The organism is Pseudomonas sp. NPDC089741 (assembly GCF_044748825.1).
GTDB classification, from domain to species: domain Bacteria; phylum Pseudomonadota; class Gammaproteobacteria; order Pseudomonadales; family Pseudomonadaceae; genus Aquipseudomonas; species Aquipseudomonas helmanticensis.
Window position 1 is genome coordinate 20,398 of sequence record NZ_JBIVGT010000002.1, and the last position, 16,422, is coordinate 36,819.

A 16,422-nucleotide genomic window follows, 5' to 3' on the forward strand; every position below is an offset into this window, starting at 1 on the left:
TGTAGGAGCTGCGGCACGCTGCGATCTTTTGATCCTGTTCTTCCAAAATCAAAAGATCGCAGCCTCGTTGCACTCGACAGCTCCTACCTGGATGGGTATCGGGCAAGCGGCACGCTCTCCTGTAGGAGCTGCGGCACGCTGCGATCTTTTGATCCTGTTCTTCCAAGATCAAAAGATCGCAGCCTCGTTGCACTCGACAGCTCCTACCTGGATGGGTGTCGGGCAAGCGGCACGCTCTCCTGTAGGAGCTGCGGCACGCTGCGATCTTTTGATCCTGTTCTTCCAAAATCAAAAGATCGCAGCCTCGTTGCACTCGACAGCTCCTACCTGGATGGGTGTCGGGCAAGCGGCACGCTCTTCTGTAGGAGCTGCGGCACGCTGCGATCTTTTGATCCTGTTCTTCCAAAATCAAAAGATCGCAGCCTCGTTGCACTCGACAGCTCCTGCAGGGTTGGGTGTCGGGCAAGCGGCACGGTCTACTGTAGGAGCTGCGGCACGCTGCGATCTTTTGATCCTGTTCTTCCAAGATCAAAAGATCGCAGCCTCGTTGCACTCGACAGCTCCTGCAGGGTTGGGTGTCGGGCAAGCGGCACGGTCTTCTGTAGGAGCTGCGGCACGCTGCGATCTTTTGATCCTGTTCTTCCAAAATCAAAAGATCGCAGCCTCGTTGCACTCGACAGCTCCTACCGGGGCTGTGCCGGGCGATGGGGAAATCCGCGTTTTGCCTCCCGCCTGACAGTTGTTCTCATTCGCTAATTTTTCCGGTCTGGATTCGTTTTATAGGGACGACGTGCCTTTGTGCTTCCTGCCTACTGATCCGGATGCTAAGAAATGAATGCTGAAGACTCCTTGAAACTCGCTCGCCGGTTTATCGGGTTGCCCCTGGAAAAGCGCCAGATGTTTCTGGCCGCCCTGAGTAAGGAAGGGGTGGATTTTTCCCGGTTCCCGATACCCGCCGGTGTCGAGGTCGAGGATCGTCAGGCGTTGTCCTACGCCCAGCAGCGCATGTGGTTTCTCTGGCAGCTGGATCAGCACAGCGGCGCGTACAACTTGCCCGGCGCGGTGCGGCTCAAGGGGCGTTTGAACAAGGCAGCGGTGGAGCAGGCGTTCGAAAGCCTGGTGGCGCGCCACGAAACCCTGCGCACCGTGTTCGAGCGCCAGGCCGATGATCGCTTGCAACAAGTGCCGGCCAGCGTGCCATTGCGCGTCGAGCAGATTGATCTGCGCGATCTGCCGCAAGCAGCCCGTGAGCAGGCGGTGCTGCGCGAGGTCGAGGCGCAATCCGTGTTGCCGTTCGATCTGGCGCAAGGGCCGTTGCTGCGGGTCAAGTTGCTGCAACTCGCCGAGCAGGAACACGTCCTCCTGCTGACCCTGCACCACATCGTTTCCGATGGCTGGTCGATGAACGTCCTGATCGACGAGTTCACCCATTGCTACGACGCCCATGATGCTGGCGCCGAGCCGCAACTGCCGGCGCTGCCGATCCAGTACAGCGACTATGCCCTGTGGCAGCGCCGCTGGCTGGAAGCGGGCGAGCAGGCGCGGCAACTGCAATACTGGCAGGCGCGTCTGGGTGACGAGCATCCAGTGCTGGAACTGCCGACCGATCACTCGCGCCCGGCCATGCCAAGCTATCGCGGCACCCGCCATGAATTCGCCCTCGACCCTGAACTGGCAGAGCAACTGCGCAGCACCGCGCGCCAACACAACGTCACCTTGTTCATGTTGCTGCTCGGCGCCTTCAACGTGTTGCTGCATCGCTATACCGGGCAAAACGATATCCGCGTCGGCGTGCCCATCGCCAACCGTAACCGCGCGGAAGTCGAAGGACTGATCGGCTTCTTCGTCAACACCCAAGTGCTGCGCACCGAACTGGATGGCCAGACCCGCGTCGATGAATTGCTACGCGCGATCAAAGACACTGCGCTGGGGGCGCAGGCGCATCAGGATCTGCCGTTCGAGCGTCTGGTCGAAGCGCTCAAGCTTGAGCGCAGCCTCAGCCACACGCCGCTGTTCCAGGTGATGTACAACCATCAGCCGCAAGTCGCCGATATGTCTGCGCTGACCACCGCCTCCGGCCTGCAGCTGAGTGCGCTGGACTGGCAGAGCCGCACCACCCAGTTCGACCTGACGCTCGATACCTATGAGCAGGGCGGCAAGCTGCGTGCGGCATTGACCTACGCCAGCGACCTGTTCGACGCCGCGACCATCGAGCGCATGGCGCGGCACTGGACGCGCCTGTTGCAGGCGATGGTCGGCGATGCTTCTCAGCGTATCGGCGAACTGCCGCTGCTCGATGCCGACGAAGTGCGAGTGCTGGTCCACGACTGGAACAACACCGCGCAAAACTACCCGACCGAACACTGCATGCACCAGTTGATCGAGGCGCAGGCACTGCGCACGCCGGACGCCACGGCGCTGGTGTTCGGCAACGTCGAATTGAGTTACGCGCAACTGGAGGCGCGGGCCAATCAATTGGCCAATCTGTTGCGCGAGCAAGGCGTCGGCCCGGATGTGCTGGTGGGCATTTCGCTCGAGCGCTCGATTGAAATGGTCGTCGGCCTGTTGGCGATCCACAAGGCCGGCGGCGCCTACGTGCCGCTCGACCCGGAATACCCGCAGGAACGCCTGGCCTACATGATCGAAGACAGCGCGATTGCCTTGCTGTTGACCCAGAGCAGTCTGCTCGAACGCTTGCCGACCCAAGGCGTAAGCGTCATCACCCTCGATCAGGACGGCGACTGGCTGGAGCGCTACAGCGATGCGCGTCCAGCGGTAGCGATGGACAGCCTCAACCTCGCTTATGTGATTTACACCTCCGGCTCGACCGGCAAACCGAAAGGCGCCGGCAACAGCCATGCGGCGCTGGTCAACCGTTTGTGCTGGATGCAGCAAGCGTACGGCCTGGATCACCGCGATGCGGTGCTGCAAAAGACTCCGTTCAGTTTCGACGTGTCGGTCTGGGAGTTCTTCTGGCCGCTGATGAGCGGTGCCCGTCTGGTGGTAGCGGCGCCGGGCGAACACCGTGAACCGGCGCGCCTGATCGAGACCATCGGCCGTCATCAAATCACCACGCTGCACTTTGTGCCGTCGATGCTCCAGGCGTTCATTCATGAGCCGGGCGTCGAGGCGTGCAGTAGCCTCAAACGCATCGTTTGCAGTGGTGAAGCATTGCCGCTCGACGCGCAGTTGCAGGTGTTCGCCAAACTGCCGAACGCCGGTTTGTACAACCTCTACGGGCCGACCGAAGCGGCCATCGACGTCACCCACTGGACGTGCGTCGACGAAGGCGCCGACAGCGTGCCGATCGGCGAACCGATCGGCAACCTGCGCACTCACGTGCTGGACGCGCAATTGCGCCCGGTGCCGGCCGGTGTTGCCGGTGAGTTGTACCTCGGCGGTGCCGGTCTGGCGCGCAGTTACCACCGTCGCCCGGCGCTGACCGCCGAGCGTTTTGTGCCGTGCCCGTTCCACGACGGCGCGCGCCTCTATCGCACCGGTGACCGTGTGCGCCAGCGTGCCGACGGCGTGATCGAATACCTCGGTCGTCTCGATCATCAGGTCAAGCTGCGCGGCCTGCGCATCGAACTCGGTGAAATCGAAACCTGCCTGACCCAGCATCCGCTGGTTCGTGAAGCGGTGGTGCTGGTGCAGGGCGGCAAGCATCTGGTGGCGTATCTGGTGCTGGAAGGTGCCGAGCCCGAGGCGCAATGGCAGCAGACCCTGAAAGCCTGGCTGCTCGGCAGCCTGCCGGAATTCATGGTGCCGACCTACCTGATGCCACTGGCCAAATTGCCGGTAACCGCCAACGGCAAACTCGACCGCCGCGCCTTGCCCGAGCCGGAAGCGGCGGTGCAACAAGCGTTCGTCGAACCGCAGGACGCGATGCAGACCGCCCTCGCGGCGATCTGGCAGCAGGTGCTGGGCGCCGAGCGCATTGGCGTGGAAGACAACTTCTTCGAGCTGGGCGGCGATTCGATCATCTCGATTCAAGTGGTCAGCCGTGCCCGTCAGGCCGGGATTCGTCTCAGCCCACGGGATCTGTTCCAGTACCAGACCGTGCGCAGCCTTGCGCTGGTCGCCAGCTTCGAACAGCAGACCACGCAGGATCAGGCGCCAGCCACGGGTGCGGTATTGCTGACGCCGGTGCAGCATTATTTCTTCGAGCAGCCGATGGCGGTGCGTGGGCACTGGAACCAATCGCTGTTGCTGACGCCACGGCAGACGTTGCAGGCGCCATTGCTCGAGCGTGCGCTGAGCCAATTGCTCAATCAGCACGATGCCTTGCGTCTGCGTTTCAACCAGGACGCACAAGGCTGGCAGCAAACCTATGCCGACGTCGTCAGCGAGTCCGGTCTGTGGCTGCGTCAGGCTGATGGTGAGGAGGCGCTCGCCGGGTTGTGCGATGCAGCCCAGCGCAGCCTCGATTTGCACAACGGTCCATTGTTGCGGGCAATGCTGGTGGAGATGGCCGACAACACTCAACGCCTGTTGCTGGTGATTCATCACCTGGCGGTGGACGGCGTGTCGTGGCGGTTGTTGCTGGAAGATCTGCAACAGGCTTACACGCAACTGGAAAGCGGCGGCGGTGTGGTGCTGCCGGCGCGCACCAGCGCCTATCAGGCCTGGGCCGAACGCTTGCACGAGTACGCGCCGCAACTGCACGCAGAATTGCCGTACTGGCAGCAACAAGCGGCGCGCGCCGAACTGCCGTGCGAGCGTGCGCAAGGCAGTCTGGAAAATCGTTTCGGACAGAAAATCGAAGTGCGCCTCGACAGCGAGTCGACGCGGCAGTTGCTGCAAAGCGCCCCGGCGGCGTATCGCACGCAGGTCAACGATTTGCTCCTGACCGCACTGGCGCGGGTGATCTGCCGCTGGAGCGGACAGCCTTCGACCTTGATTCAACTGGAAGGCCACGGTCGCGAAGACCTGTTTGATGACCTCGACCTGACCCGCACGGTGGGCTGGTTCACCAGCCTGTTCCCGGTCAGCCTGCAACCGGCCGAAACGCTGGCGGCGTCGATCAAGGCGATCAAGGAACAACTGCGCGGGGTACCGGGCAAAGGCCTCGGTTACGGCTTGTTGCGTTATCTCGGTGAACCGGCGGCGCAACAGGCGCTGGCAGCGCTGACACCGCCGCGCATCACCTTCAACTACCTCGGCCAGTTCGATCGCCAGTTCGACGAGGCAGCCCTCTGGGAGCCGGCCCGCGAGCGCAGCGGCACGGCGCAGGATGAGCGCGCGCCGCTGGCCAACTGGCTGACCGTGGAAGGCCAGGTGTATGGCGGCGAACTGGCGCTGCAATGGGGCTTCAGCGAGCAGATGTTCGATGCCGCAACGATTGCGCAGTTGGCCGCTGCCTACACCGCTGAACTGAAATCGTTGATCGAACATTGCTGCGCGACGCCGGCCGGCCAGGCCACGCCGTCCGACTTCCCGTTGGCGCAGGTCAGCCAGCAGCAGCTCGATGAACTGCCGCTGAGCCTGGCGGCTGTCGAGGATCTCTACCCGCTGTCGCCGATGCAGCAGGGCATGTTGTTCCACACTCTGTACGAGCCGCAGGTCGGTGCGTACATCAACCAGTTGCGCCTGGATATCCACGGCCTCGACCTGACGCGTTTCACCCAGGCATGGCAAGCGGCGCTGGCGCGGCATGACATTTTGCGCAGCAGTTTCCACTGGCTGGGTTTGCACAGCGCGCATCAGGCGATCCATCGTCAGGTCGAGCTGCAATTGCAGGTGCTCGAGCAGGCCGACGCCGACCTAGATGCGCTGGCCGACGCCGAGCGTGAGCGCGGTTTCGAGTTGAGCGCAGCGCCACTGTTTCGTCTGCAACTGGTGCGCACCGATGCGGATGCCTGGCACCTGATCTACACCAGCCATCACATCCTCATGGACGGCTGGAGCAACGCGCAATTGCTCGCCGAAGTGATCCAGCATTACGCCGGCCACGCGCCGGGCAAACCGCTGGGCCAATACCGCGACTACCTCGGCTGGCTGCAACAGCAATCGACGAGTGCCGGCGAGCAGTTCTGGAAGGCTGCGCTGGCGCCGCTGGACACGCCGACCCTGCTCGCCGAAGCGCTGCGTCCGCCGGTCGACGGCCACGGCAGTGATGAGCTGCGAGTATCACTCGACGAACAGACCACCCGTGCTCTGGCGGATTTCGCCCGCCAGCAGAAAGTCACCCTCAACACCGTGATGCAAGCGGCGTGGGGGCTGATGCTGCAACGTTACACCGGTCAGGATTGCGTGGCGTTCGGCGCCACGGTCGCCGGGCGTTCGGCGGCATTGCCGGGCATCGAGCAGCAATTGGGCCTGTTCATCAACACCTTGCCGATGGTCTGCGGCGCTTCGCCGGAGCAGTCGTTGGGCCAGTGGCTGGGCGAACTGCAAGCCTTGAACCTGAGCATGCGCGAGTTCGAACACGTGCCGCTCTACGATATTCAGGGTTGGGCCGGTCAACAGGGCACGGCGCTATTCGACAGCCTGCTGGTGTTCGAAAACTTCCCGGTGGCCGAAGCGCTCAAGCGTGGAGCCCCGGCCGGTCTGTCGTTCGGCGAGATGCACAACCACGAGCGCACCAACTATCCGCTGACCCTCGGCATCGAACTGGCGGCGGGCCTGAGCCTGGAATTCAGCTACGACGCCGCGCGCTTCAGCGCTGCACAAATCGCCCAACTGAGCGGCAACCTGCAACACCTGCTGGCGCAAATGGTCGCGACGCCGGACATCCGTCTGGGCGCCTTGCAACTGCTCGATGACGCTGGCCGCGCCGCCGTGTTGGCGGCCAGTCAGCCGCTGAACCTGCATCTGCGCAGTGACGCGCTGGTGCATCAGCGCTTCGCCGCGCAGGCCGCCGCCACCCCGCATGCGTTGGCCTTGCAGGTCGGTGCGCAGCAACTGAGTTACGCTGAGCTGAACGCCCAGGCCAACCGTCTGGCCCATCGTCTGCTGGCGCAGGGCGTGACGGCGGGGCAGCGTGTCGGTCTGGCGATGCGCCGTGGCCCGCAACTGATCGTCAGCCTGCTGGCGGTGCTCAAGAGTGGCGCGGCGTACGTGCCGCTCGACCCGAAATACCCGGCCGAACGTCTCGCCTACATGATCGACGACAGCCGTCTCGACCTGTTGCTGTGCGAAGCCGGTCTGCTCACCGATCTGCCGTTGCCGGATAGCCTGGCGCGCCTGAACATGGTTGATCTGGACGCTGAACTGGCTGGCTATTGCGACAGTGATCCGCACAACACAGCGGTGCCCGCCGACCTCGCGTATGTGATCTACACCTCCGGTTCCACCGGCCAGCCGAAAGGCGTGGCGATCGATCATGGCGCCTTGCGCGAGTTCTGCCAGACCGCCGCCGAATATTCGGCGCTGACCGCCGAAGACCGCGTGTTGCAATTCGCGACCTTCAGCTTCGACGGTTTTGTCGAGCAGTGCTACCCGCCGCTGTGTGTCGGCGCGGCGCTGATCATGCGCGGCGACGATCCATGGGACGCCGGGCAAATGGCCGCGGAAATCGTCGCGCACAACGTCACTCTGGCGGACTTGCCGGCGGCTTACTGGTACTTGCTGGCGCGCGAATGCGCCAATGGCACGGTGACCAGTCTCGGCCAGTTGCGTCAGGTCCACGTCGGTGGCGAGGCAATGTCGGTGGAAGGCTTGCGCCTGTGGCACGAAGCCGGTCAGGGCCATGTGCGCCTGATCAACACCTACGGCCCGACAGAAGCGACCGTGGTTTCCAGCGTGCACACTTGCCGCCTGGAAGATGCCAGCGACACCTTCGGCATTCCGATCGGTCAGGCCACCGCCGGCCGCGCGTTGTACGTGCTGGACGCGGCCGGTGAACTGTTGCCGGCCGGCGGCGTCGGCGAATTGTGCATTGGTGCACAGGCATGCCTGGCGCAAAGCTACTTCGATCGTCCGGCGCTGACTGCCGAACGCTTCCTGCCGGATCCGTTTGCCACGCAACCGGGCGCTCGCCTGTATCGCAGCGGCGACCTCGCGCGCTACAACGCGGCCGGTGCGCTGGAGTACGTCGGGCGTATCGACCATCAAGTGAAGATTCGCGGTTTCCGCATCGAAATGGGCGAAATCGAAGCCTGCCTGCAAGCCCTTGAACAGGTGCGCGAGGCAGCGGTGATTGCACAGGATGGCCCGGGCGGCGCGCAACTGGTGGCGTATGTGGTTGCCACGGACGCGGCGTTGTTCACGGCAGAAGCAACGCTGCAAGCGGCGTGGCTCGAACAACTGAAAAGCGTGCTGCGCCAGGCGCTGCCGGAATACATGGTGCCGGCGCATCTGTTGTTGCTGGCGGCGCTGCCGCTGAACAACAACGGCAAGCTCGATCGCAAGGCATTGCCGAAGGTCGATCTGCATCAAAGCCAATACGCCTACGTGGCGCCGCACACCGCGCTGCAACAAGACTTGGCAGCGATCTGGGAAGCGGTGCTGCAAGTGGCGCCGATCGGTCTCGCCGATCAGTTCTTCGAGCGCGGCGGCCACTCGTTGCTGGCGACCCAAGTGATTTCGCGGGTGCGCCATGAACTGAAACTCGACGTGCCCCTGCGCGTGTTGTTCGAACAGCCAAGCCTCGACGGTTTCGCCAAGGCTTGTGCCGAACTGCAAACCAGCCACACGCTGCCAATGGTTGCACTGCCGCGTGGTGAGCCGATGGCATTGTCCTTCGCTCAGGAACGCCAGTGGTTCCTCTGGCAGCTGGAGCCGGACAGTGCGGCGTATCACGTGCCGACCGCGCTGCATCTGCGCGGGACGCTGAACAGCGCCGCGCTGGATCAGGCCTTCCAGGCGCTGGTGGCGCGTCACGAATCGCTGCGCACGGTGTTTGTCGAAGAGTCGACGCAAACCCTGCAAGTGATTCGCCCGGCCGAACACCTGCTGATCGAGCGCGCAAGCTTCGACCCGCAGGCCAGCGAGGCGCAACTCAAGGCGCGGGTGGAAGCGGAAATCCAGCGCCCGTTCGATCTGCTCAACGGGCCGTTGCTGCGGGTGTTGTTGCTGGAACTGAGCAGCAGCCATCACGTCCTGGTCATCACTGCGCACCACATCATTTCCGATGGCTGGTCGATGCAGGTCATGGTCGATGAACTGGTGCGCCTGTACGGCGCGTTCAGCGAGGCCCGCGATGCACAACTGCCGGCGTTGCCGTTGCAGTACGCCGACTATGCCGTGTGGCAGCGTCAATGGATGAACGACGGCGAAAGCGCCCGCCAACTGGCCTACTGGCGCGAGCGCCTGGGTGGCGAGCAGCCGGTGCTGGAGTTGCCGTTCGACTTCCCGCGTCCGGCTCAGCAGAGTTTCCGTGGCGCGCGTTTCGACTTCGCGCTGCCAACCGATCTGGCGCAGGAACTCAATGCTCTGGCGCAACGTGAAGGCGTGACCTTGTTCATGCTCTTGCTGGCGTCGTTCCAGACCTTGCTGCAACGCTATAGCGGGCAGCGTGACATTCGTGTCGGCGTGCCGGTGGCCAACCGCAATCGCCTGGAAACCGAAGGCCTGATCGGCTTCTTCGTCAACACCCAAGTGCTGCGTGCCGAGATCGAACCGCAGCACGGTTTTGACCAATTGCTGCAGCAGGTTCGCCAGGCGGTGCTGGACGCGCAGGCTTATCAGGACCTGCCGTTCGAACAACTGGTGGATGCGGTACAACCGCAACGCAGCCTCAGCCACAGCCCATTGTTCCAGGTGCTGTTCAATCACCAGAACCTTGAGCGTCAGCCAAGCTTGCTTGCGGATTTGCACATCGAAGGCATCGCCTGGGACAGTGCGGCGGCGCAGTTCGACCTGACGCTGGACACCGCAGAAGTGCAAGGCGGGTTGGCCGCATCGCTGACTTACGCCACCGATCTGTTCAAGCGCGAGACCGTCGAGCAGCTGTCGCGGCACTGGCTCAATGTGTTGCGCGCGGTCAGCCGCCAGGCATCGCAGTGCATCGGCGATCTGCCGCTGCTTGACAACGCCGAGCAGCAACTGATCATGGCCGACTGGAACAGCCATGAACTGCCAGAATCGACCGATCACACTCTGCAGGCGCTGGTCGAGGCGCAAGTTGCGGCCACGCCGGATGCGTTGGCGATGATCTTCGGCGAACAACAGTTGAGCTATCGGCAGTTGAACAACCGCGCCAATCGCCTCGCGCTGCAATTGCGCGACTATGGCGTGGGCGCCGAAGTGCGCGTTGGCGTGGCGCTGCCCCGTTCGACGGAGATGATTGTCGCCTTGCTCGCCGTGCTCAAGGCCGGCGGCACCTACGTGCCACTCGATCCGAGCTACCCGGCCGAGCGTCTGAGCTACATGCTCGAAGACAGCCGCGCCGCGTTGTTGCTGGTGGGTGTCGATGGTGAATTGTCGTCGCTGGCGACGCCGGGCCTGCGCGTGCTGGCGGTGGCGCCGGAGGCGGATGATCTGCCGGACGTCGGCAATCTGCCGCCAGTGAGCGGCGCGGACAACCTCGCCTATGTGATTTACACCTCCGGCTCCACCGGCAAGCCCAAGGGCGTGGCGATCACCCATCGCAACGCTGCGGCACTGATCCAGTGGGCGCATGGCGTCTACAGCCAGGCCGATTTGCAAGGCGTGTTGGCATCGACCTCGATCTGCTTCGACCTGTCGGTGTGGGAACTGTTTGTCACCCTGGCCGGCGGCGGTTTCTTCGTTCTCGCGCAAAACGCGCTGGAGCTGCCGGATCTGCCGGCGCGCGATCGGGTCAGCCTGATCAACACCGTGCCGTCGGCGATTGCCGCGTTGCAACAGGCCGGGCAGATTCCGTCGAGCGTGCGCATCATCAACCTCGCCGGCGAACCGCTGAAACAGTCGCTGGTCGATGCTCTGTACGGTCAGCCGACGCTGCTGCATGTCTACGATTTGTATGGTCCGTCCGAAGACACCACGTACTCGACTTATGTGCGGCGTGAGGCCGGTGGTCAGGCCACGATCGGCCGGCCATTGGCGGGCACCGATAGTTTTGTCCTCGATGCGCGTCTGCAACCGGTGCCGCTGGGTGTGGTCGGTGAGTTGTACCTGGCCGGCGCCGGGCTTTCCCGGGGTTATCTGTTGCGCCCGGAATTGACCTGCGAGCGCTATGTGCCGAACCCGTTCAGCACCAGCGGTGAGCGGATGTACCGCACCGGTGACCTGGTGCGTTACCAGGCCGATGGCCAGATCGAGTACCTCGGTCGGGTCGACCATCAGATCAAGGTGCGCGGCTTCCGTATCGAGTTGGGTGAGATCGAAAAACGCCTGCTGGCGCACCACGCCGTACACGAAGCGGTGGTGGTGGCGCGCGACAGCGGCCATGGCACGCAATTGGTCGGTTACGTGGTCAGCGCCAGCCAACCGCAGGCAGCAGCGCTGGATCAGGAGCTGCGTGCATGGCTCAAGGAAACCCTGCCGGAATACATGCTGCCGGCGCAGTTGATGTTCCTTGAGCAACTGCCGCTGACACCGAACGGCAAGCTCGACCGCAAGGCGCTGCCGGAACCTGATTTCAACACTGCCCAAGCCAGCTATGTGGCGCCGCGCAATGCTGTGGAGCAGGCGCTGGTGGCGATCTGGCAAGACGTCCTCAAACTCACGCAAGTGGGCATCGGCGAAAACTTCTTCGAACTCGGCGGCGATTCCATCGTGTCGATTCAGGTGGTCAGCCGCGCACGTGCGGCGGGCATTCACTTCAGCGCCAAAGAGCTGTTCCAGCATCAGACCGTCGAGGATCTGGCGCGGGTCGCGCGGCAGTCGGAAGCGCTGGCCGTCATCGATCAAGGCCCGGTGCGTGGCGCGACGCCGCTGCTGCCGATCCAGCATGACTTCTTCGCCCAGGCGATTGTCGAGCGTTCGCACTGGAACCAGTCGCTGTTGTTGCGTCCGGCGCAGGCGTTAAATGCACTAGCGCTGGAGCAGGCCTTGCTGGCCTTGCTCGGACATCACGATGCCTTGCGTTTGGGTTTCGAAGCTTCGGCGCACGGCTGGGATGCCTTGCACCTGCCGCTGGACCCGCAAGCCAGTGTGCTCTGGCAAGCCGATGTCGCCGACGCGGCTGCGCTGGAGGCCTTGTGCGAAAAAGCCCAGCGCTCGCTGGACATCGAAAACGGGCCATTGCTGCGCGCGGTACTGGCGCATCTGGCGGATGGCTCGCAACGCCTGTTGCTGGTGATCCATCACCTGGCGGTCGACGGTGTTTCGTGGCGCATCCTGCTGGAAGATCTGCAAAGCGCCTACGGCCAGTCCGTGGCCGGGCAAACCGTGCAATTGCCGTTGAAGACCAGCGCTTTCAAAGTGTTCGCCGAGCGCATGCAAGCCTACGCCGTGACCGCGCCGTTGCAGGCCGAACTCGGTTATTGGAAAGAGCAGGGCGCACTGGCCGAGTTGCCGTGTGACAACCCTGACGGCAGCCTGGAAAACCGTCACGCGGTGATTGTCCAGAGCCGTCTCGACTCAACGTTGACCCGGCAACTGCTGCAAGACGCGCCGAGCGCCTATCGCACCCAGGTCAACGACCTGCTGCTGACCGCGCTGGCACGGGTGATCTGCCGCTGGAGCGGGCAACCGGCAACCTCGATTCAGCTCGAAGGCCATGGCCGCGAAGAGCTGTTCGACGACGTAGACCTGACCCGTACCGTCGGCTGGTTCACCAGTCTGTTCCCGTTGCGCCTGACCCCGCAAAGCGATCTCGGCGCCTCGATCAAGGCGATCAAGGAGCAACTGCGCGGCGTGCCGAACAAAGGCCTGGGCTTCGGTGCCCTGCGCCATTTGGGCGACAGCGCAACGCAAGCGGCACTCGGCGCAGTGGCGATGCCGCGCATCACCTTCAACTACCTCGGCCAGTTCGACAGCCAGTTCGACGAGCGCTCGCTGTTTGTCCCGGCCACGGAAAAATCCGGCGCCGAACAAAGCGACAGCGCGCCACTGAGCAACTGGCTGTCGCTCAACGGTCAGGTGTATGGCGGCGAGTTGAGTCTGGACTGGAGCTTCAGTCGCGAGATGTTCGACGAGGCGAGCATTCAGCGCCTGGCGGATGACTACACCAGCGAGCTGAGCTTGCTGGTCGAGCATTGCCTGCGCGGCGAACACGGCGGCTTCACACCGTCGGACTTCCCGCTGGCCGCGCTGCAGCAGGCGCAACTGGACGGTCTGGGCCTCAGCGCCCGTGACATCGAGGACATCTATCCGCTGTCGCCGATGCAGCAGGGCATGCTCTTCCACAGCTTGTTCGCGCAAGGCAGTGGCGACTACATCAACCAGATGCGCGTCAGCGTGCAGGGCCTGGATGTCGAGCGTTTCCGTGACGCCTGGCAAGCCACCGTGCAGGCGCATGCGGTGCTGCGCAGCGGTTTCCTCTGGACCAGTGAGCAAGAGCAACCGGTGCAAGTGGTGCAGCGCCATGCCGTGCTGCCATTCAGCGTGCACGACTGGCGCGGCCAGGCCGCACAGGCGCAGGCGCTGGAAGATCTGGCAAGTGCCGAACGCGAGCAGGGTTTTGTCTTGAGCGCGGCGCCGTTGTTGCGTCTGGTGCTGGTGCAGACGGCCGATGATTGCCATGAGCTGATCTACACCAGCCATCACATCCTGATGGACGGCTGGAGTAATTCGCAGCTGCTCGGTGAAGTGTTGCAACGCTACAGCGGCCAGGCCTTGCCAGGGCGTGTCGGCAGCTATCGCGATTACATCGGCTGGCTGCAACGCCAGGACGGCGCTGCGGCTGAAACCTTCTGGAAAGGCCAACTGAGCCTGCTTGACGAGCCAACCTTGCTGGCCCGCGTCTCGGCGGATCACACGCCGCTCGACAGCCACGGGCATGCCAACCACACCCAGTTGCTCGACAGCCAGCAGACCCGTGGCCTGAGCGAATTCGCCCGGCGCCAGAAGGTCACCGTCAACACCTTGGTGCAAGGTGCGTGGCTGTTGCTGTTGCAACGCTACACCGGGCAATCCGCCGTCGCCTTCGGTGCGACGGTGTCGGGGCGTCCGGCGGATTTGCCGGGTGTCGAGCAACAGATCGGTCTGTTCATCAACACCTTGCCGGTGATCGCTGCACCGCGTCCGGAGCAGGCGTTGGGTGCATGGCTGCAAGCCTTGCAGACGCAGAACCTGGCATTGCGCGAGTTTGAACACACGCCGTTGTTCGACATTCAGCGCTGGGCCGGGCAGGGCGGTGAAGGCCTGTTCGACAGCCTGTTGGTGTTCGAAAACTATCCGGTCTCCGAGGCTCTGGACAAGGGCGCGCCGCAAGGCATGCGCTTCGGTCAGGTGTCGAGCCACGAGCAGACCAACCTGCCGCTGACCGTGCTGGTGGACCTGGGCGATACGCTGTCGTTGCAGTTTGCCTATGCGCGCCAGCACTTCAGCGAGACGCTGATCGCGCAGATGGCCGAGCAGATGCAGCACCTGTTGCTGCAATTCAGCCAGGCGTCGACAGAGACATCGATCAGCCGCGTGCAACTGATGGATGCCGCGCAGCAGCAAGCGGTCTTGCAGGACTGGAATCGCCACAGCGCGGCCTTCGCGCAAACCGCCAGCCTGCATCAGTTGATCGAAGCGCAGGTGCAGCGCTCACCGCAAGCGATTGCCGTGACCCTCGACGAGCAGCAACTGACCTACGCCGAGCTGAACAGCCGCGCCAATCGCCTCGCCCATGCGTTGATCGCGCGTGGCGTTGGCCCGGACGTGCTGGTCGGTCTGGCAGCCGAGCGTTCGCTGCAGATGATTGTCGGCTTGCTGGCGATCCTCAAGGCGGGCGGCGCTTACCTGCCACTCGATCCGCAATACCCGGCCGAGCGTTTGCAATACATGGTCGAAGACAGCGGCATCAGCCTGCTGTTGATGCAGTCTGGGGTGCTGGCGCACGTGGACTTGCCGGCAGCGGTCGAGACCTTGCTGCTGGGCGAGGAACCGGCGGATTACCCGACCTGCGATCCACAGGTGACAGTCGACAGCGATAACCTCGCCTATGTGATTTACACCTCCGGTTCCACCGGTAAACCGAAGGGCACGCTGCTGGCGCATCAACAGGTGTTGCGCCTGTTCGCTGCCAGTGAGCATTGGTTCAATTTCGGCCCGCAGGACAGCTGGACGCTGTTCCATTCCTACGCGTTCGACTTTTCGGTCTGGGAAATTTTCGGGGCGCTGCTGCACGGCGGGCGTCTGGTGATCGTGCCGCACGCGGTCAGCCGTTCGCCGGAAGAGTTCTATGCCTTGCTCTGCCGCGAGCAGGTCACGGTGTTGAACCAGACGCCTTCGGCGTTCAAGCAACTGATGCAGGTGGCCACGGATGCGCGGCAGACCGCGCAACCGTCGCTGCGCTATGTGGTGTTCGGCGGTGAGGCGCTGGAAGTGAAGAGCCTGCGGCCATGGTTCGAGCGCTTCGGCGACAGCGCGCCGCAACTGATCAACATGTACGGCATCACCGAAACCACCGTACACGTCACCTACCGGCCGTTGTCACTGGCGGACTTGCACAACGAGGCGGGCAGCCCGTTGGGCGAGCCGATCCCGGACTTGTCCTGGTACGTGCTGGACACCGATCTGAATCCGGTGGCCAAGGGGTGCATCGGCGAACTGCACGTCAGCGGTGCCGGGCTGGCGCGCGGTTACCTCAACCGCGCCGACCTGAGTGCCTTGCGTTTTGTGCCGAACCCGTTCAGCGGCAATGGTGAGCGGCTGTATCGCACCGGCGACCTGGCGCGCTATTGCGCCGATGGCCGGATCGAGTACGCCGGACGCATCGACCATCAGGTGAAGATCCGTGGTTTCCGCATCGAGCTGGGCGAAATCGAAGCACAACTGCTGGCGGTGCCGGGCATCCGTCAGGCGGTGGTGCTCGATCAGCCGGGCGCCGGTGGCGTGCAACTGGTCGCCTACCTCGTGGCGACGCAGGCGGTAGAGCCAGCGGAGCAGGGGGCATGGCGCGATCAGGTGCGTCAGGCGCTGAAAGGCAATCTGCCGGATTACATGGTGCCGGCGCACTTGCTGCTGCTCGACAGCCTGCCACTGACGGCCAACGGCAAGCTCGACCGGCGGGCCTTGCCGCAGCCGGACGCGCACCTGTTGCAGGGCGCCTACGTGGCGCCGGTCAGCGCGTTGCAACAGCAGATCGCCGAAGTCTGGGGCGACGTGCTGAAACTCGAGCGGGTGAGCCTGACTGACAACTTCTTCGAACTCGGCGGCCATTCGTTGCTGGCGACCCAGGTGGTGCTGCGTTTGCGCGAAGTGCTGGGCTTTGAAATCCCGCTGGCGAGCCTGTTCGGCAGTGCCGATCTGGCCGCGTTCAGCGATGCCGTACAAGCCCTGCAACCCGATTTGCAGCCCGTTCATGATGTTTTGGCTAAATCCTTGGAGGCTCTCAATCGTTTATCAGCAGATGAACTTGAAAAACTGATTTCCTAAGAGGACCACGGCATGCAGCAGTTGATT

The 16,422-nt window shown here is 63.5% G+C and carries 2 protein-coding genes; both read left to right on the forward strand.

Features of this window, described 5'->3' with window-relative positions; genetic code table 11:
• A partial coding sequence (locus ACIPZE_RS02435; protein WP_400771072.1) for a hypothetical protein occupies window positions 1–736 on the forward strand: 736 nt, incomplete at its 5' end.
• Window positions 737–831: 95 nt separating this feature from the next.
• Window positions 832–16,395 carry a non-ribosomal peptide synthetase gene (locus tag ACIPZE_RS02440; protein ID WP_400771075.1) on the forward strand — a complete coding sequence of 5,188 codons (15,564 nt, stop codon included), beginning with the start codon at window positions 832–834 and terminating at the stop codon, window positions 16,393–16,395.
• Window positions 16,396–16,422: the final 27 nt, after the last annotated feature.

Coding starts and splice junctions, on each gene's coding strand:
- ACIPZE_RS02440 (WP_400771075.1), top strand. CDS start 832: ATGAATGCTGAAGACTCCTTGAAACTCGCTCGCCGGTTTATCGGGTTG.